The sequence below is a fragment of the Shewanella eurypsychrophilus genome, from assembly GCF_007004545.3.
Classification (GTDB): Bacteria; Pseudomonadota; Gammaproteobacteria; order Enterobacterales; family Shewanellaceae; genus Shewanella; species Shewanella eurypsychrophilus.
Genome location: NZ_CP045503.2, coordinates 5500933 through 5517244 on the forward strand (window position 1 = coordinate 5500933; position 16312 = coordinate 5517244).

Annotated in this window: 14 protein-coding genes; 11 read left to right on the forward strand and 3 right to left on the reverse strand. The window is 44.7% G+C overall.

From position 1 onward, the window contains the following. The first annotated feature begins 35 nt into the window (after positions 1–35). The 5 genes from gmk (at position 36) to trmH (ending at position 4308) form a co-directional block, all read left to right on the forward strand. Positions 36–659, forward strand: a complete 624-nt coding sequence (gene gmk, locus FM038_RS23575; protein WP_142873531.1) for a guanylate kinase — start codon at positions 36–38, stop codon at positions 657–659. Between the two features lie 56 nt (positions 660–715). Next, a complete protein-coding gene (rpoZ, locus tag FM038_RS23580) occupies positions 716–1000 on the forward strand; it encodes a DNA-directed RNA polymerase subunit omega (RefSeq protein WP_012004474.1) in 285 nt (94 codons plus the stop codon). 13 nt (positions 1001–1013) lie between these two features. Next, positions 1014–3119: a bifunctional GTP diphosphokinase/guanosine-3',5'-bis pyrophosphate 3'-pyrophosphohydrolase gene (gene spoT / locus FM038_RS23585; RefSeq protein WP_142873530.1), complete on the forward strand. Its 2106-nt coding sequence runs from the start codon at positions 1014–1016 to the stop codon at positions 3117–3119. A gap of 36 nt (positions 3120–3155) precedes the next feature. Further along, positions 3156–3539: a RidA family protein gene (locus tag FM038_RS23590; protein ID WP_142873529.1), complete on the forward strand. Its 384-nt coding sequence runs from the start codon at positions 3156–3158 to the stop codon at positions 3537–3539. Between the two features lie 67 nt (positions 3540–3606). After that, entirely contained in the window at positions 3607–4308 is a 702-nt protein-coding gene (gene trmH / locus FM038_RS23595; RefSeq protein WP_142873528.1) for a tRNA (guanosine(18)-2'-O)-methyltransferase TrmH, read from the forward strand. Positions 4309–4699: 391 nt separating this feature from the next. Here trmH and FM038_RS23600 read toward each other — a convergent pair whose 3' ends face one another. From FM038_RS23600 to FM038_RS23610, 3 genes are all read right to left on the reverse strand, one after another. After that, complete coding sequence (locus FM038_RS23600) at positions 4700–5716, reverse strand: IS110 family RNA-guided transposase (protein WP_142871492.1); 1017 nt, start codon at positions 5714–5716, stop codon at positions 4700–4702. A gap of 425 nt (positions 5717–6141) precedes the next feature. Next, positions 6142–6618, reverse strand: coding sequence for a Panacea domain-containing protein (locus FM038_RS23605; protein WP_142873527.1), 477 nt, complete (start codon positions 6616–6618; stop codon positions 6142–6144). After that, positions 6618–7520: a hypothetical protein gene (locus FM038_RS23610; RefSeq protein ID WP_142873526.1), complete on the reverse strand. Its 903-nt coding sequence runs from the start codon at positions 7518–7520 to the stop codon at positions 6618–6620. The genes FM038_RS23605 and FM038_RS23610 overlap by 1 nt, the downstream gene beginning before the upstream one ends. 1064 nt (positions 7521–8584) lie before the next feature. Here FM038_RS23610 and FM038_RS23615 point away from each other — a divergent pair. The 6 genes from FM038_RS23615 to recG all read left to right on the forward strand — a co-directional run bounded on the left by FM038_RS23615 (position 8585) and on the right by recG (position 16149). Continuing rightward, positions 8585–10243, forward strand: coding sequence for an AMP-binding protein (locus tag FM038_RS23615; protein WP_142873525.1), 1659 nt, complete (start codon positions 8585–8587; stop codon positions 10241–10243). A 168-nt stretch (positions 10244–10411) separates the two neighbouring features. Continuing rightward, entirely contained in the window at positions 10412–11344 is a 933-nt protein-coding gene (locus FM038_RS23620) for a calcium/sodium antiporter (RefSeq protein WP_142873524.1), read from the forward strand. A 145-nt stretch (positions 11345–11489) separates the two neighbouring features. Then, the gene (locus tag FM038_RS23625) at positions 11490–12185 is read left to right on the forward strand and encodes a hypothetical protein (protein ID WP_142873523.1); all 696 of its coding nucleotides are present in this window, start codon (positions 11490–11492) and stop codon (positions 12183–12185) included. 56 nt (positions 12186–12241) lie between these two features. Continuing rightward, positions 12242–13336, forward strand: a complete 1095-nt coding sequence (locus FM038_RS23630) for a sensor histidine kinase (RefSeq protein ID WP_142873522.1) — start codon at positions 12242–12244, stop codon at positions 13334–13336. Between the two features lie 17 nt (positions 13337–13353). Then, positions 13354–13950, forward strand: coding sequence for a response regulator transcription factor (locus FM038_RS23635; protein ID WP_142873521.1), 597 nt, complete (start codon positions 13354–13356; stop codon positions 13948–13950). A gap of 123 nt (positions 13951–14073) precedes the next feature. Then, positions 14074–16149: an ATP-dependent DNA helicase RecG gene (gene recG / locus FM038_RS23640; protein ID WP_142873520.1), complete on the forward strand. Its 2076-nt coding sequence runs from the start codon at positions 14074–14076 to the stop codon at positions 16147–16149. The last annotated feature ends 163 nt before the right edge of the window (positions 16150–16312 follow it).

A 16312-nucleotide genomic window follows, 5' to 3' on the forward strand; every position in this document is an offset into this window, starting at 1 on the left:
CCTCATTTAGCATTAAAATTTTGGATACTTAGCTCATGACCGCACGCGGAAATCTATTTATCGTATCGGCGCCAAGTGGCGCAGGTAAGTCTTCTCTTATATCGGCACTTCTTAAAGACAAGCCCGCTGATAAACAGGTCTCCGTGTCACACACCACGCGCAAACCCAGATCAGGCGAAGTCAACGGACAGCATTACCACTTTGTCACAGTAGAAGAATTTAAGGCACTCATTGCCGAAAATGCTTTTTTTGAGTGGGCTGAAGTGTTTGGCAACTACTACGGCACCTCACGTAAAGTCATCGAGCAAACCTTAACAGACGGTATTGATGTATTCCTCGATATTGATTGGCAAGGCGCCCAACAGGTAAAAAAAGTCATGCCTGAAGCCATTGGTATATTTATTTTACCTCCTTCAAAAGCTGAGTTAGAAAAACGTTTAACGGGTCGTGGTCAAGACAGCAGTGAAGTCATCGCCGGCCGCATGGCCCAAGCCACCTCAGAGATCTCTCATTATGCTGAATATGATTTCATCATCATTAATGACGATTTTGATACCGCTTCTAGCGATTTAGTCGCAATTATTCGCAGCCAACGCCTAACTGGTGCTGGTCAAATTCATACGCAAAATGATATGATTAAAGATCTGTTGGCAGATTAGCTGTCATCATGTACAATTTTGCGTCATTTTTTCATCCTAACACTGGAGTTTCACACATGGCTCGCGTAACTGTAGAAGACGCCGTAAACCAAATCGGCAACCGTTTTGATATGATCCTGGTTGCAGCGCGTCGTGCTCGCCAAATCGCTGTGCAGGGCAAAGACCCTATGGTTGAAGAAGAGAACGACAAGCCTACGGTTATCGCACTGCGCGAAATCGAATTAGGTTTAGTTACTGCTGACACTTTGGATGCCGATGAGCGCCAAACTGTTCGTGAACGTGAAGCGGCAGAGATTGCTGCTGTTGCTGCGATTGCCGAAGGTCGTAACAACGTAATATAAGGAGTACAGCCACTTGTATCTGTTTGAAGGTCTCAAAGAGTCTGCATCAAGTTATTTAGAACCTGATCAGGTAGCATTACTCAAGCAGGCCTATCAGGTGGCGCGCGATGCCCATGAAGGTCAAATGCGCACAAGTGGTGAACCCTATATCACACATCCGGTTGCGGTCGCCCGCATCCTGGCCGATATGCGTCTCGATCATGAGACGCTTATGGCCGCTCTCCTGCACGACACCATTGAAGACACCCCGGTAACGAAAGGTGAATTGGCTGAGTTATTCAGTGAATCTATCGCCGAACTCGTTGAAGGCGTCTCCAAACTCGATAAGCTCAAATTTCGCGACAAGAAAGAAGCCCAGGCCGAAAACTTTCGCAAGATGATGATGGCAATGACTCAGGATATCCGAGTTATTCTTATCAAATTAGCCGATCGCACTCACAATATGCGTACCTTAGGGGCATTAAGACCCGATAAGCGTCGCCGCATTGCCCGAGAAACCCTAGAAATCTATGCCCCGATAGCCAACCGTCTCGGTATTCATAATATCAAGTGTGAGCTAGAAGAATTAGGCTTTCAGGCTTACTATCCAATGCGCTATCGCGTATTAAAAGAGGTGGTAAAAGCCGCTCGTGGCAACCGTAAAGAGTTGATCCAGAGCATCGAAGCTGCGGTGCATACTCGACTCGAAGATACTGGCTTAAAAGGCACTGTCAAAGGTCGCGAAAAGAACCTCTACTCCATCTATAATAAGATGCAGAGTAAAGAGCTACAATTTCAGGAAGTGATGGATATCTACGCCTTCCGCGTCATTGTTGACTCTATCGATACTTGTTATCGCGTCATGGGCGCCATGCATGGCTTATACAAGCCGCGTCCAGGTCGATTCAAAGATTATATCGCTATCCCTAAAGCCAATGGCTATCAATCGTTACATACCTCTCTATTTGGCCCTCATGCTGTGCCTGTAGAGATACAGATCCGTACCGAAGATATGGATCAAATGGCTGATAAAGGGGTCGCTGCCCACTGGGTTTACAAGAAAGGTAGCTCGGCAGAGCAAGGCACGACGACACAAGTTCGTGCCCGTAAGTGGATGCAAAGCTTGCTGGAACTACAGCAAAGCGCCAGTACCTCGTTCGAGTTTGTGGAAAACTTCAAGACAGAGCTCTTCCCTGAAGAGATCTATGTATTTACCCCAGAAGGCCGTATTCTTGAGCTTCCTGTTGGCGCCACACCAGTGGATTTCGCCTATGAAGTTCATACCGATGTCGGTAATACCTGCGTCGGTGCACGGGTAAATCGTCAAGCTTACCCACTGAGTCAACCATTGATCTCTGGCCAGACTATCGAGATCATTACAGCTAAAGGCGCACGCCCTAATGCTGCCTGGTTGAACTTTGTCGTTACAGGTAAAGCTCGCGCTAAAATAAGACAATTACTCAAAAGTTTAACCGAAGGTGACGCTGTTATTCTCGGTAAGCGTCTGCTCAATCACGCCCTAGGTGAAACTAAGCTAGATTCAATTGCTCAAGAGCAAATTGACAAGGTCGTTAATGATACCAAGCACGATACTTTAGAGGAATTACTCGCCGATATCGGTCTTGGTAATGCCATGAGCATAGTGGTTGCCCAGCGCTTACTCGGTGATAAGGTTGAAACTCTAGAGCACAACGACTCCCATATGATGCCGATCCGTGGTGCCGAGGGAATGCTAGTGACCTTCGCCAACTGTTGTCGCCCCATCCCGGGTGATGCGGTTATTGCGCACGTTAGCCCAGGTAAAGGGTTAGTGGTACATATGGAAAGCTGTGCCAATATACGTGGTTATCAAGGCGAACCAGATAAGTATATTCCTGTGCAGTGGGATAACGCTGAAGGCGTTGAATTCCAAGCAAACTTACGTGTAGAAATAGTTAACCATCAAGGCGCACTTGCCAAGATCACCTCAATTGTTGCCGGTGAAGGTGCCAATATTCATAACTTGAGTACCGAAGAGCGTGACGGAAGAGTCTTCCTGATCAACCTGAGGATCGCGGTCAAGGACAGAATTCATCTTGCTAACGTGATGCGCCGTATCAGGGTCTTACCCGAAGTGCTACGAACGTCTCGTAACCGATAAACATCTTATCCAACTAGACTAATTAAAGAGAGCGTTATGGCAGAAAAAATCATCATAGCAACCGATAAAGCACCACAGGCGATCGGCACCTATTCTCAGGCTGTTAAAGTGGGTAGCACTGTATACCTTTCGGGTCAGATCCCACTTAACCCTGAAACGATGCAGATGGTAAGTGATGAATTTGACGCTCAGGTTGTTCAGGTTTTTGAAAACTTAACTGCTGTGTGTGAAGCTGCTGGCGGCTCTTTGAGTGATATAGTTAAACTCAATATCTTCATGACAGATCTGAGTAACTTTGCCACGGTCAACGAGATCATGGAGCGTTACTTCACTCAACCCTATCCAGCTCGTGCAGCCATCGGTGTTAAGCAACTCCCGAAAGACTCATTAGTTGAAATGGATGGAGTCATGGAGATTTAATCTCTATGACTTATCTATCAGGGCGCTTCGGCGCCCTTTTGTATTTTTATCTTTTAAGAAGATCCCCATGAGCCCAGAACGCTTTGCACGTATCAATGAGATGTTGGATAACCGTCAACCTGACCTTACTCTATGTTTAGACAAGGTTCATAAGACCAATAATATCGCTGCAGTTATCCGCACCGCTGATGCCGTAGGTATTCATCAGATCCACGCAGTTTGGCCAGATATAGAGATGCGTGTCTCTGGCAATACCGCCTCTGGTAGCCAACAGTGGGTAAAAACCATCAAACATTATCATATGGATGAGGCACAGCAGGCGTTTCGCACTCAAAATATGCAAATTCTAGCCACCAACTTCTCCGAAGATGCCGTCGATTTCAGAGAGATTGATTATACCCGTCCAACCGCCATCATCTTAGGCAATGAACGTGATGGTGTCAGCGCCGAAGGCATAGCGGCTGCCGATCAACATATCATTATCCCTATGATTGGCATGGTGCAGTCTCTCAATGTTTCAGTAGCATCGGCCCTCATCATGTACGAAGCCCAAAGACAGAGGCAGGCAGCTGGCATGTATGGCAAACGTAAACTCGATAATGACTATTGCCAGATAAAGCTCTTTGAACAAGGCCATCCGATTTACGCTAAAGCCTGTAAACGCAAGAATATTCCTTATCCCGCCATTGATGAACTCGGCCAAATCACCGCCGATGACCTTTGGTGGGAAAAAATGCGCGCACCAGATTATCATTCACTTGTCGGATAACAAGTTGCTGAAATATCTTTTATTGGTTCAATTGGCAGGTTTGGTATTTAGTTAGTTTGTTTGGTACCAAAGCTTCATGTTTACCTATCACCTGCCGTGGGCTTAAGTGCAAACACTTATATGGACCCATCCCGTTTGCAAGACATTTGATATCAATTTTGAGAAGAGTTCATTGCACCCATATATTCGGCCTGTTTATGAGGTTAACCTCTGGCCCTGATGGATATTTGCCTCTACTTTCCTTATCATCTGTACGGCTTCTTATAGAGCCTAAGTGTTTGTAAGGTTTTAAGTAGAGCAGTCTGACTGTCTCATCATCAAATCAAGTGTCGTAGCAACTTGCTGGTGTGTTTTTACACTAACTCGGTTCGTCTTACTGTAGGGCTAACTGCTACGCAAATGTCCTATATTCATCTTCCCTTGCAGCAATAGCCCAGGTCATTCTTGCAAGCTTGTTCGCTACTGCAACACAAGCTTTATTGAACCCCTTTCTTTCAGCCAAAGCGTATGCCCAGCGGCTCAGCTTATCTTGCTTCCCTCCGCAGTGCTGCAAGACCGCTCTTGCGCCGTGTATAAATAACGTTCGTAAATAGGCATTGCCTCTTTTACTTATCCCTAGCAGGTTATCAATACCGCCACTGCTATGTTGCTTTGGCACTAAGCCACACCAGGCTGAGAAGTGCCTACCATTGGTGAAGTCTTTTCCATCCCCTACGGCTGCGTAAAAAGCAGTAGAGGTGATAGGGCCTATACCTGGCGATGTCTCTATACGCTGGCAAACTGGGTTTGTATTTCTCTCTTCTACTATCTGCATATCACAGCTTTTTAGACGTTTCTCAATATCGCTAAACTCGTCATGCAACTGACGAAATATGTATCTTCCTTTCACTGTCAGCTCATTGTTTTCATCAGATAAAATGTCAGGAAACGCTTTTCTAAATGCCGCTTTGCTTTTCGCTATTACGATGCCGTATTCTGCCAGCATGCCTCTGACTTGGTTGACTAAAGCTGTAGACTGTTTGTTTAAACGCTGCCTCATTCGGTGAAGCATCTGTACATCCTGCTGTTCAACAGGCTTTGGTTGTACGAAGCGCATGTTCGGCCTTTGGGCAGCCTCAGCAATGGCAAGGGCATCGTTATAATCATTCTTATTCCCTTGTCGATAGGGAATGACAAATTGTGGCGCGATTAACTTCACTTGGTGCCCGAGTTTTTGAAACTCCCTAGCCCAATAGTTTGCGCTACCACAGGCCTCCATGACTATTAGGCATGGCTCTATCTTGGCAACAAAGCACATCACATCTTTTCGCCTGAGCATCTTCTTTTTTACTAGCTTGCCAGCCTGATTTACTGCAACAAAATGAAAAACAGACTTTGCGATATCTAAACCAATTGTAGTAATCTTCATAGTGGACCCGTCCTCTTTCTGATGAGTTTTAGCAACTACATCGTGGCCCATTGCGAGGCCGATTAAAAGGGGATGGGTCCATTCCATTATCTGTGACACGCCGCAAGCACAATCCCTGTGGGCTCTACCGTGACATCCATGTCACGGAAGGTCACAGCCGCGTTTACACCTGATTATTTATCTCTTCGATTGGGGTTTGACTAGCAGGTAAGTCGTTTCTGGACACAAATAAATCAGAGGTTAGCATCTAACTTGTGAGCTTTATTTTAGGAAAAGTGTGGCAATTGTATATTAGTTAACGCCGCATTGAGGTGTGGGCAAGCCACCACAAAACAAAACCACTGCGCCATAAACACAAAACCCAACGATTGAACGAAAAATGCCAAGCGTTGGGAATCACTCTTAAATGCTTTATTAGCATTCTATTATGTAACTAAGTGAGCTTTATATTCACGAGCCTTTTGCACTAGATCTAAATTGCTATATTTAGAGCTAGAGATAACAGGATATGTCGAATATACCAATTTGATGAACTCTTCGTAGTTCTTGTTTTTTGTAGCTTCAATCACAAAGTCAACTATTTGCTTTAGCCGGGGACTTAGTTCAATTGAACGAGTAACATCTCTAGATAATACAAATAATTGCTTATTACCTCCAAACATAGTGGTAGTTGTCGTTACCTGAATTTCAGAATCATCTTTTGCCATTTTGACAAAATCATCTACATACGGTCCGTAATGATGAAAGTGCCAAACCGTATTAGTTAACTGCGAGTCGTACTCTAGTGCCGACTTCCAGTCCGTAAGATACAACATCTTAGTTAGTCGTGATGCTGATAACTCATCTTTATATGGATAAGCCTGTAATATATACTTGATAATATTCATAATCACATTTTCCATTAAAAGCCCTCCGATGAAGCCATTTCTAAGCTAGGCATATGACTATCTAATGATTCTAGCAGATGGCACAAGTTTGCCATCTCTCTTGGTGTCATGGCATTTTTAATTCTAGATAGTTTTAAGCCTTCAGCCTTAATGGACTCAAAAACTAAAACAGCTACTGTTTCCGTTTGGCGATTTCGGATTCTAAACCCCTGTAATGCCCTACTTTTCATTTTTATATTATCTAGAGTCTCAGTATCAAAAGAAAATTCATCGATATTGTACTGTTTCCAGCTTACCAACTCTGTTTCAGGATCATGAGGGTTAACATCCTGAAAGTAGCCTGTCTGCCAAATTTTCTCGATACAACCAATGTTTCTAGGGTACAATCTGCTTGGCCGTGTCCTGTATAGCTCATTATCAGAGTGTCTACCAACACACAAAAACAAATCCATATCCAGTTTATACAAACTTATTCTCTCATTCGAAGAAAGCTCAAACTTAGAAAAGTAGTTATTAAAAATGTATCGACTAAATAACTCATAGCAATTAATAGCATTACTCTCATTTTTCTCTTGAAGTTGTTGCACATCCTCAAGTAATTGCTCATTTTCACCATTTATTCTACGATATGCACTCTTCAAAAGTGAACGTGTCTTATAACCACCCACACCACTCCAAATTGCACAAATTAGAGCGCTGATAAATAGTGCTGTGAACCAGTCATCTAATGGCCAGAACTCCAAAAGTTCAACTCGAATACTCGGTGAAATCTGGCGACGAACCATCTCTTGAATTTCAGTAGGTATACCAATATAACCAAACGCAATGACACTATAAATACTTGGAAACAGCCCCAGACTTAAGAATTTATACCACCATCGTTTGTAAGGAGGCATGTTTTGTAATGCAAGCTCCAATATCTTCCACCTTATTGATATTAATAATAATTACATACTAATAAGTATAACGTACGCTTAAATTTTACGGTAGCTATGAAAGCTAACGTCTTAGTATTTATGCGTTGCGCTGTTTGCAGAGCAAAACGCGCATGCACAATTAACAAACCTACTATTTAAGCCTTACTAAAGTAAAGCTATTGATTTATAAGCACTCTACCAGAGTGGTGTTGAATAAACGAGCACTAGAAATTGGAAAGTGAGCATTTATAATAATGTCTTATCTAAAGTAGTCAGCAACGGTCACTTATTGATTCGCCAAAGTAGGTCAGCTGACTTGTTACAAATCTATGCTGCTTATGGCCTGTAACTCATAAAGGTGCATAAGTGAACTACGGAACACTAGCCATAATTCACAATCGAAGAGATAAGTAACCAAGTGTAGGTGCGGCTGCGAGCTTCGATTTCAGGGTGAGGCTTCACTTAGTGGAGCTGTGGAGCTCTTCCAAACAAAGGGGTCGTAGCGAATTAGGTAGATCTCATTATTCAAAATTGTTTACAGGTAAGGTTAATTAAATAACCTTCTTTTGAATAACCAAGTGTAGGTGCGGCTGCGGACTTCGGCTTCATGGATGAAGCCGCAGAGCGTATAGGGATATATTCACAACGTGACGCAGAAGTAGCTGCACATGCCTCGCCGGCCAGGCGGTAGATTGCAATAAAGAGGCGACCTTCAAACTACTACCCAAGAACAAAGCAGCCAAATGAAACCCAAAATTACCGAGTATAGAAGTAACTACACATTCTCCCCGCTGGGAAGCGATAGATAACCATGAAGGGTCGACCTTCAAACAAACTACCCAATACCAACTCAGCCAGAAGCTAAAACCAGAAAATGTAATTAGCCTTCATTCAAAGGCTAGGCCGACTTTGTATCAATTTAGCTCACAGTTATTCAAAGAGTTTGTCTTAAATCACATTTTTCGCCATACTCAAAATGCGTAGCCAGACAGAGTGATACCAAAATAATAACCAACACCTCTCTGCTTGGACTGGAATTAACAATGACAATAATGGAATTACCAATGGAATCATCCACCAAAACTCCTGTTGAGATGTTAGCGCATTGGGTCGAAAAACAAGGTGATTCGACCTACCTTAGACAACCTATAAATGGTCAGTACAAAGACTTTACCTGGCGGGATGTTCAGCAAAAAATGCAACAGCTTGCCGGAGCACTACGACACTTAGGGCTTAACCCCGGAGATAAAGTTGCCGTGCTTTCAAAAAACTGCGCCGAGTGGTTTATTACCGATCTGGCCTTAATGCACGGTGGTTATATTAGTGTTCCAATCTATCCAACTGCCAACGCCGATACCATTCGTTATGTAATAGAACATAGCGAAGCCAAAGCTATCATTATCGGAAAGCTCGACTACTGGGCCGACCAAGAAGCTGGTGTGGGTGGTGATATTTTAAGACTCGCCATGCCCTACGACACTATGCCTGCACAATATAAGTGGGACAGTCTACTCAAACTTGGCGAGCCCCTTGTCGATGCACCATTTGCCGAACCTGATCAGGTGATGACCCTAATCTATACCTCTGGCTCAACGGGTAAGCCAAAAGGTGCTATTCAAACGTTTTCCAGCTATGCCTGGACGTGTAAAGCCGTGGTCAGAGATCTGAAAACAGGTGTTGATGACAGACTTATCTCTTACCTGCCTCTGGCACACATTACCGAGCGTGTGGCGATGGAAGGATCCTCATTCTACTCAGGGAGTTGCGTGGCCTTTGTTGAGAGTTTAGATAGCTTTGTGGAAGATGTTAAACGAGCAAGGCCAACCATATTCTTCTCAGTACCTAGGCTCTGGAGCCTGTTCCAGCAAAATATTATTGCTAAAATTGGCCATAGTAAACTTAACTTTCTGCTTAAGATCCCTATTGTTAACGGTATTATCAAGAAGAAAATACATGCAGGTCTTGGCCTCGAGCATTGCCACCTGCTTGGCTCTGGCTCAGCCCCCATTCCTCCGTCGCTCATTAGCTGGTATCACGATATTGGTCTCAATATCAGTGAAGCTTGGGGGATGACAGAAAACAGCGCCTACTCCATCATCAACTATCCCTTCGATGCCAGTAAAATTGGCACTGTCGGCCGTGCAATTGAAGGCTGTGAAATCAAGCAAACCGACAGCGGTGAGCTCTTGGTAAAAAGCCCAGGATTGATGACAGGTTATTACAAGCAAGATGAGATGACCGCAGCCTCATTCGATGAAGAAGGTTACTTCCGTACCGGCGATCTTTGCTCTATCGATAGTGATGGCTGCGTTTCAATTACCGGACGAGTAAAAGACAACTTTAAAACCTCGAAAGGTAAATATGTTGCACCGGTACCCATAGAGAGAAAACTGGCCCAAGACCCTCACATTGAACTTCTCTGTGTTATCGGTTCAGGCTTGCCTCATCCTATCGCATTGGTACAACTGTCAGAAGGCGCAACACTGCAACCAAGAGAAGAGGTCCGTAGCTCGCTTAAAGCCACGCTCGACAGTATCAACCCAAACCTAGAATCACATGAAACAATCGATGCAATTATAGTCGTCAAAGAGGCTTGGGATGTCGATAACGATGTACTAACGCCAACATTGAAAATTAAACGCCATGTACTGGAACAGAGGTTTAGCGAAAAAGTCGATGGGATCCGTGGCGGAAAGATCCGCTGGGAAGAAGAGATAGATTAATTGGTATCATTCAATCATTGAAAGCACGCATTATGCGTGCTTTTTTGTATCGACAAAAAAGCTGGAATATAAAATATATTTAATGACACAAAATGATATGTTTATTGCCTTATAGTGAAAAATCCTTAAGCTGGCCAATCGAAAATCACATAGGAAAAACGAAAGATCATGTTAATTGCCCTCTCAATCTTAGGTGGCTTTATTATTCTCACCTTAGGCGCAGAAGCCTTAGTTCGTGGTGCCAGCGCTATCGCTCTTAGACTAGGTATTACACCACTCATTATCGGTCTCACCATTGTCGCCTTCGGCACCAGTGCACCAGAGTTAGCCGTGAGCTTGAAATCAGCCCTAGCGGGTAACAGTGGCATAGCACTAGGTAATGTCATCGGCTCAAACATTGCCAATATTGGCCTGATCTTAGCGATCACAGCCCTTATCCGCCCCATTCAAGTTAAATCACAAATGGTTAAACGTGACATCCCCATCATGATCGCGGCCTCCATGCTTTTTTGGGGCTTATTGCTCGATGGCGATCTCAGCTTTTGGGATGGCGCCCTACTCAGCAGTTTACTCGTTGGCTACCTAAGCTTTAGCTATATCAGCTCTAGAAACAGTGGTGAAAGTGAAGCGCTAGATGATAGCCCGCAAAAACCTATGCTTTCTGTGTTGTTTATTATCATAGGAATAAGCATGCTCGTCGGCGGCGGAATACTATTTGTCGATGGCGCGGTCGACTTGGCTAAGACTTTTGGCATCAGCGAAGTCGTGATCGGTTTAACGATTGTTGCCATAGGCACTAGTATGCCTGAGTTGGTCACTTCGGTTGTTGCAGCCCGTAAAGGCGAGAGTGATATTGCTATCGGTAACATCGTCGGATCGAACCTGTTTAATATCTTAGGTATCTTAGGTGTCACCGCATTGATTCACCCTATTGCTGCAGCGGGTATTCAAAACTTCGATTTTATGGTCATGCTGGCACTGGCAGTATTGGTGCTGCCTTTTGCCTGGAGTGGATTTAGAATTGGTCGTCGAGAAGGGGCCATTCTTTTACTCGGTTATCTAAGCTACATAGGCTATCTAGTCTCTCACGCCACTGCCTAGCCCTAACTCCCTAAACAACAGATGAGATCTTGGTGACATTTGTCATCATGATCTCATGACCTTTGTGCCTGCAAGTTTCCTGCAATCTCTTTGATACTAGTCCTGTACCCAAACAGGGGCTTTATGCATTATCAAGGAGAACAAGATGAAAAAATTCTTATTAGGCAGTCTTAGCAGCGTGCTAGTACTCTGTAGCCAAATGGCTATGGCCAACGATATCGAACAGATCGATGCCGCTGCTAACACGATGAATTTAGAACAGCTACAAACCTTAAGTCAGCAGGGCCAAGATTACGCTCAAGCTTATGCCTATTACCGTCTAGCCATTAGTGCCAATGTGCTTAGCCAGCCAACGCTTGCCAATAGTGCATTAAGCCATGCTCAATCAGGTCTTGAAGCCTTAAACCGAGTGTCATCCAATGCTGACAATCTTGCCCTGCTTGCCTCCGTTTACGGCATGCAGATTGCTCTAGATCCAGCAAAAGTGAGTATCTACGGCTCTAAAGTCGGTTTAACGCTGACTGAAGCTAAAACTCTCGAACCCAATAATCCCAGAGTCGTTCTTATTCAAGCCATATCAGCTTTTAATACACCTTCCGCTTATGGTGGAGGCATGCAAAAAACAATTATGTTAAGTAATATGGCTATTGATCTGTTTGCAGAACCTTGCGATAACATCTGTTGGGGCCACGCAGAAGCGTACACTTGGCGAGGACTAGCGAAACAGAATAGTGGCGACAAACAGGGAGCACTTGATGATTGGCAGCAAGCGATTAATGTACAAACGGATTACGGCTGGGCTCACTTCCTGCTTAAACAGAATAGAGAAGTAAGCCAATAGTTAGAGATAAGGCCGTTTTGTACCACACTCACCGGCCTTAGCGAGGAGGAAACCTTATGCATAACATTAATATCGCCACCGATACCAAACAGCGCAGTACTGAAGATAAACTTGCCTGGATATATTTGGTCAACCTAGTCTTCTATCTGATCCCACTATTTATCAATGATAAATCTGCATGGGAAATCGTATTAGCGCTATTAACTCTTATCCCATTTATCTACTGCTATTTCTGGGCATATCGCAGCCCCAGCGATAAAGCCATTTACCCTATATTAGCCATGATAATGTTGGGCATTGCGATCACACCGATCAACACAGGTTCACTGTCACTGTTCACCTTCGCGGGCTTTTTTATTGGCTTCTATTATCCGCTCAGAAGTGCATTTATCAGCCTACTAGGGTTTGTAGCTCTCCTTGCAACACTCACTTTTTTACTTGGCATCAATCACTATTATTTTATCGTCTACGGCGGATTACTCATCGGGGGAGTCGGCTTATTTGGTGTTGCAGAAAGGAAACGTGTCGAAGCTAAATGTCGTGAGCAGCAGAGTAAGGCCGAAATTAGCCAGCTGGCGACCATGCTGGAACGCGAAAGAATCGCAAGAGATCTCCATGACATCATGGGACACAACCTTTCCAGCATATCTCTAAAAGCTGAGTTAGCCGAAAAATTGCTAGATAAAAATCACTACGAACAGGCCAAAGAACAGTTAAAGGAACTCAACGCGATTGCCAGAGAGAGTTTAAGCCAGGTACGCGAAACCGTCTCGGGTTATAAACATAAAGGCCTCGCATCCAGTGTCATGTCCCTGTGCCAAACTTTGCGTGATAAAGGTGTAAGTGTGAGCCTAGAAGGTAATATTCCACAGCTTGGGCCTGAATTAGAAACCCATGTCATCTTAAGTCTCACAGAGCTGTGCAATAATATTCTTCGCCATAGCCAGGCCGATCACTGCAGCCTTATCTTTGGTGAGTCTGCAGATGAGATAAGCATTTCCATCACAGATAACGGACAGATAACACACATCATTGAAGGTAATGGTTTAAAAGGGATACGGGAACGCTTGAAAGCGTTCCAGGGTAAGCTAGATTATGTGGTGGATCAGCAATGTCGATTCACCATTACGTTTCCGGCACAAGAGTCATAACCAAAGGTTAATCCAGGATGAAGATATTACTAGCAGAAGATCAAGCTATGGTCAGAGGCGCACTAGCAGCACTTTTGAGCTTAGATGGCGAGTTTGAAGTCACCCAAGCCAGCGATGGGAATGAAGCACTATCTCTGTTAAAAGCCAATAGCTACGATCTTCTGCTAACCGATATTGAAATGCCGGGCCTGACAGGATTAGAGCTTGCCAAATGGTGCCAACAACACGCTTCTATCAAGGTAATTATTCTCACCACATTTGGCAGAGCTGGCTATATTAAGCGTGCTATTGAGTCGGGCGCTGGCGGATTCTTGCTCAAAGACGCACCTTCCGACAGTCTTATTAAAGCCATACACCAAGTCATGTCGGGGAAGCGAGTTATCGACCCAGAGCTGGCAATTATGGCCATAGGTGATGAAGTAGATCCTCTTAACGATAAAGAGCGCCGTGCTCTTCGCTTAGCTGGAGACGGAAAATCTACCGCAGAGATAGCCACCAGCCTGTTCATTGCTGAAGGTACGGTACGAAATTATTTATCTGAAGCCATAAGCAAGCTTAACGCTACCAACCGAATAGACGCGGCACGTATCGCTAAACAGAAGGGCTGGCTTTAACTTTGATATATAGCAATCACCCAGCAAGATTGCCATCACTGAATTATCTGATAGTATATGTATATAAATACAGTGTTTGAGTGTTTAGCTTAAATAACACTCAGCAATAAAATGGTACCGGGCGTGAAGAGACTCGATCTAGTTCCTGTCACAGAACTGAAAGGCGTAGCTAAAAAAATGGCCGAACGCCTGGCTAAGCTCGGCATCAATACTGTGCAAGACCTGCTTTTTCATCTGCCTTTAAGGTATGAAGATCGCACTCAGATTTTTCCGATCGCCTCACTCTACCCTGGTAGTTACGGCACGATAGAAGCGACAATTCAATCGAGTCAAATCATACAGGGTCGCAAACGTATGATGACCTGTACCGTAAGAGACGACACGGGTTATTTAACCCTAAGGTTTTTTAATTTCTCCGTGGCGCAGAAAAATGGCTTAGTCAATGGTGCAACCATCAGAGCCTATGGTGAAATTAGACGTGGTAAGCACCAGGCAGAAATCATCCATCCGGAATATAAGCTGATCCATGATGACTCAGATATGGTGATGAGTGATACCCTCACACCTGTATACCCTACAACCGAAGGGTTAAAACAGGCAAGCTGGATCAAACTGACAGAGCAAGCCTTAACCATGCTCGACAATGGCGGATTACAGGAATTACTGCCGCCTCAACTCCAGCCGAGTAATATGAGTCTCAAGCAGGCATTAGACTTACTCCACAGGCCTAATAATCAAGTGTCACAGTTCGATCTTGAACAAGGTCATCACCCGGCTCAACAACGCCTGATCCAGGAAGAACTTCTAGCCCATAACTTGAGTATGCTCAAACTGCGTCAACGCAGCAATCGCGATCATGCAGTTCCTATGGCTGCAACAGGTAAGCTACTCAATCCATTTTTAAGCGCTTTACCCTTCAAACCCACGGGCGCACAGCAAAGAGTCGGCGCTGATATTTGTGCCGATCTAGAAAAAAACTCCCCCATGATGCGTTTAGTTCAGGGAGATGTAGGCTCAGGAAAAACCTTAGTGGCAGCACTCGCAGCACTGCAGGCCATCGAAAACGGTTACCAAGTTGCCATGATGGCTCCGACTGAATTGTTAGCCGAGCAACACGCCGAGAACTTCGCTCTCTGGTTCGAGCCTTTAGGGTTAAAAGTCGGCTGGCTAGCCGGTAAAATAAAGGGCAAGGCCAGAGCACAGTCTTTGCAAGATATTGAGTCTGGTGAGGCTAATATCGTTATCGGCACCCATGCCATATTCCAAGAACAAGTTGTCTTCAACAATCTTGCCCTGATCATTATCGATGAACAACATAGATTCGGCGTTCATCAGAGACTTGGCTTACGAGAAAAAGGCATCAGCCAAGGATTTCATCCGCATCAGTTAATCATGACGGCTACCCCCATTCCTCGCACATTAGCCATGACAGCCTATGCCGATCTAGATACCTCAGTGATTGATGAGCTGCCACCAGGGCGAACTCCAGTGACCACGGTAGCAGTGGCCGATACCAAGCGAAATCAACTCATCGAAAGAGTCCGTCATGCGGCCACCACAGATAACCGGCAAACCTACTGGGTCTGTACCTTAGTCGAAGAGTCTGAGGTTCTCGAGTGCCAAGCAGCTGAAGATACGGCTGCGGAGCTAACTCTGGCACTACCTGAGCTAAAAATTGGACTGGTCCATGGCCGTATGAAGTCCGCAGAAAAACAGGCCATAATGGCCAAATTTAAGTCCGGCGAACTCAATTTATTGGTCGCGACCACTGTGATTGAAGTTGGCGTAGATGTACCCAATGCCAGCCTAATGATCATCGAAAATCCCGAACGTTTAGGTTTAGCACAACTGCACCAACTCAGAGGTCGAGTTGGCCGTGGCGCTATCGCCAGTCATTGTGTACTTATGTATAAATCACCACTGTCTGCCACCGCAACCAAAAGGCTTGGTGTGCTCAGAGAGAGTAATGATGGTTTTATTATCGCTCAGAAAGATCTAGAAATTCGTGGACCAGGCGAAGTACTCGGCACTAAGCAAACTGGCATTGCCGACATGAAGATTGCCGACTTAGTCAGAGACCAAGCACTGATCCCACATATTCAGAAACTGGCCGTCCACATCATGGAGCAGGTACCGGATAACGTCGACAGTATCGTTCAGCGCTGGCTAGGGGATAGAGAACAATTCGTTCAAGCTTAACCTAGAGTAACGAGTCCGTTAATTGTTCTTGAATTAATTATTCTTTAATTCGGTCAACTTCTCTAGACATGGCCGTTAATTTTTGCAAAATGGAGAGGTCCTCTTTTTGGCGTAATGCCTAAAATAGTCACTTCCTGTTACCGAGTCGTATTTATAAAGGGTA

What these genes read in the sequence shown, in the direction of transcription:
- trmH (WP_142873528.1), top strand. Translation starts at nt 3,607, where the DNA reads ATGAGCCCAGAACGCTTTGCACGTATCAATGAGATGTTGGATAACCGT.
- FM038_RS23605 (WP_142873527.1), bottom strand. Translation starts at nt 6,618, where the DNA reads ATGGAAAATGTGATTATGAATATTATCAAGTATATATTACAGGCTTAT.
- FM038_RS23615 (WP_142873525.1), top strand. Translation starts at nt 8,585, where the DNA reads ATGGAATCATCCACCAAAACTCCTGTTGAGATGTTAGCGCATTGGGTC.
- FM038_RS23630 (WP_142873522.1), top strand. Translation starts at nt 12,242, where the DNA reads ATGCATAACATTAATATCGCCACCGATACCAAACAGCGCAGTACTGAA.
- FM038_RS23590 (WP_142873529.1), top strand. Translation starts at nt 3,156, where the DNA reads ATGGCAGAAAAAATCATCATAGCAACCGATAAAGCACCACAGGCGATC.
- FM038_RS23625 (WP_142873523.1), top strand. Translation starts at nt 11,490, where the DNA reads ATGAAAAAATTCTTATTAGGCAGTCTTAGCAGCGTGCTAGTACTCTGT.
- FM038_RS23620 (WP_142873524.1), top strand. Translation starts at nt 10,412, where the DNA reads ATGTTAATTGCCCTCTCAATCTTAGGTGGCTTTATTATTCTCACCTTA.
- FM038_RS23635 (WP_142873521.1), top strand. Translation starts at nt 13,354, where the DNA reads ATGAAGATATTACTAGCAGAAGATCAAGCTATGGTCAGAGGCGCACTA.
- FM038_RS23600 (WP_142871492.1), bottom strand. Translation starts at nt 5,716, where the DNA reads ATGAAGATTACTACAATTGGTTTAGATATCGCAAAGTCTGTTTTTCAT.
- rpoZ (WP_012004474.1), top strand. Translation starts at nt 716, where the DNA reads ATGGCTCGCGTAACTGTAGAAGACGCCGTAAACCAAATCGGCAACCGT.
- gmk (WP_142873531.1), top strand. Translation starts at nt 36, where the DNA reads ATGACCGCACGCGGAAATCTATTTATCGTATCGGCGCCAAGTGGCGCA.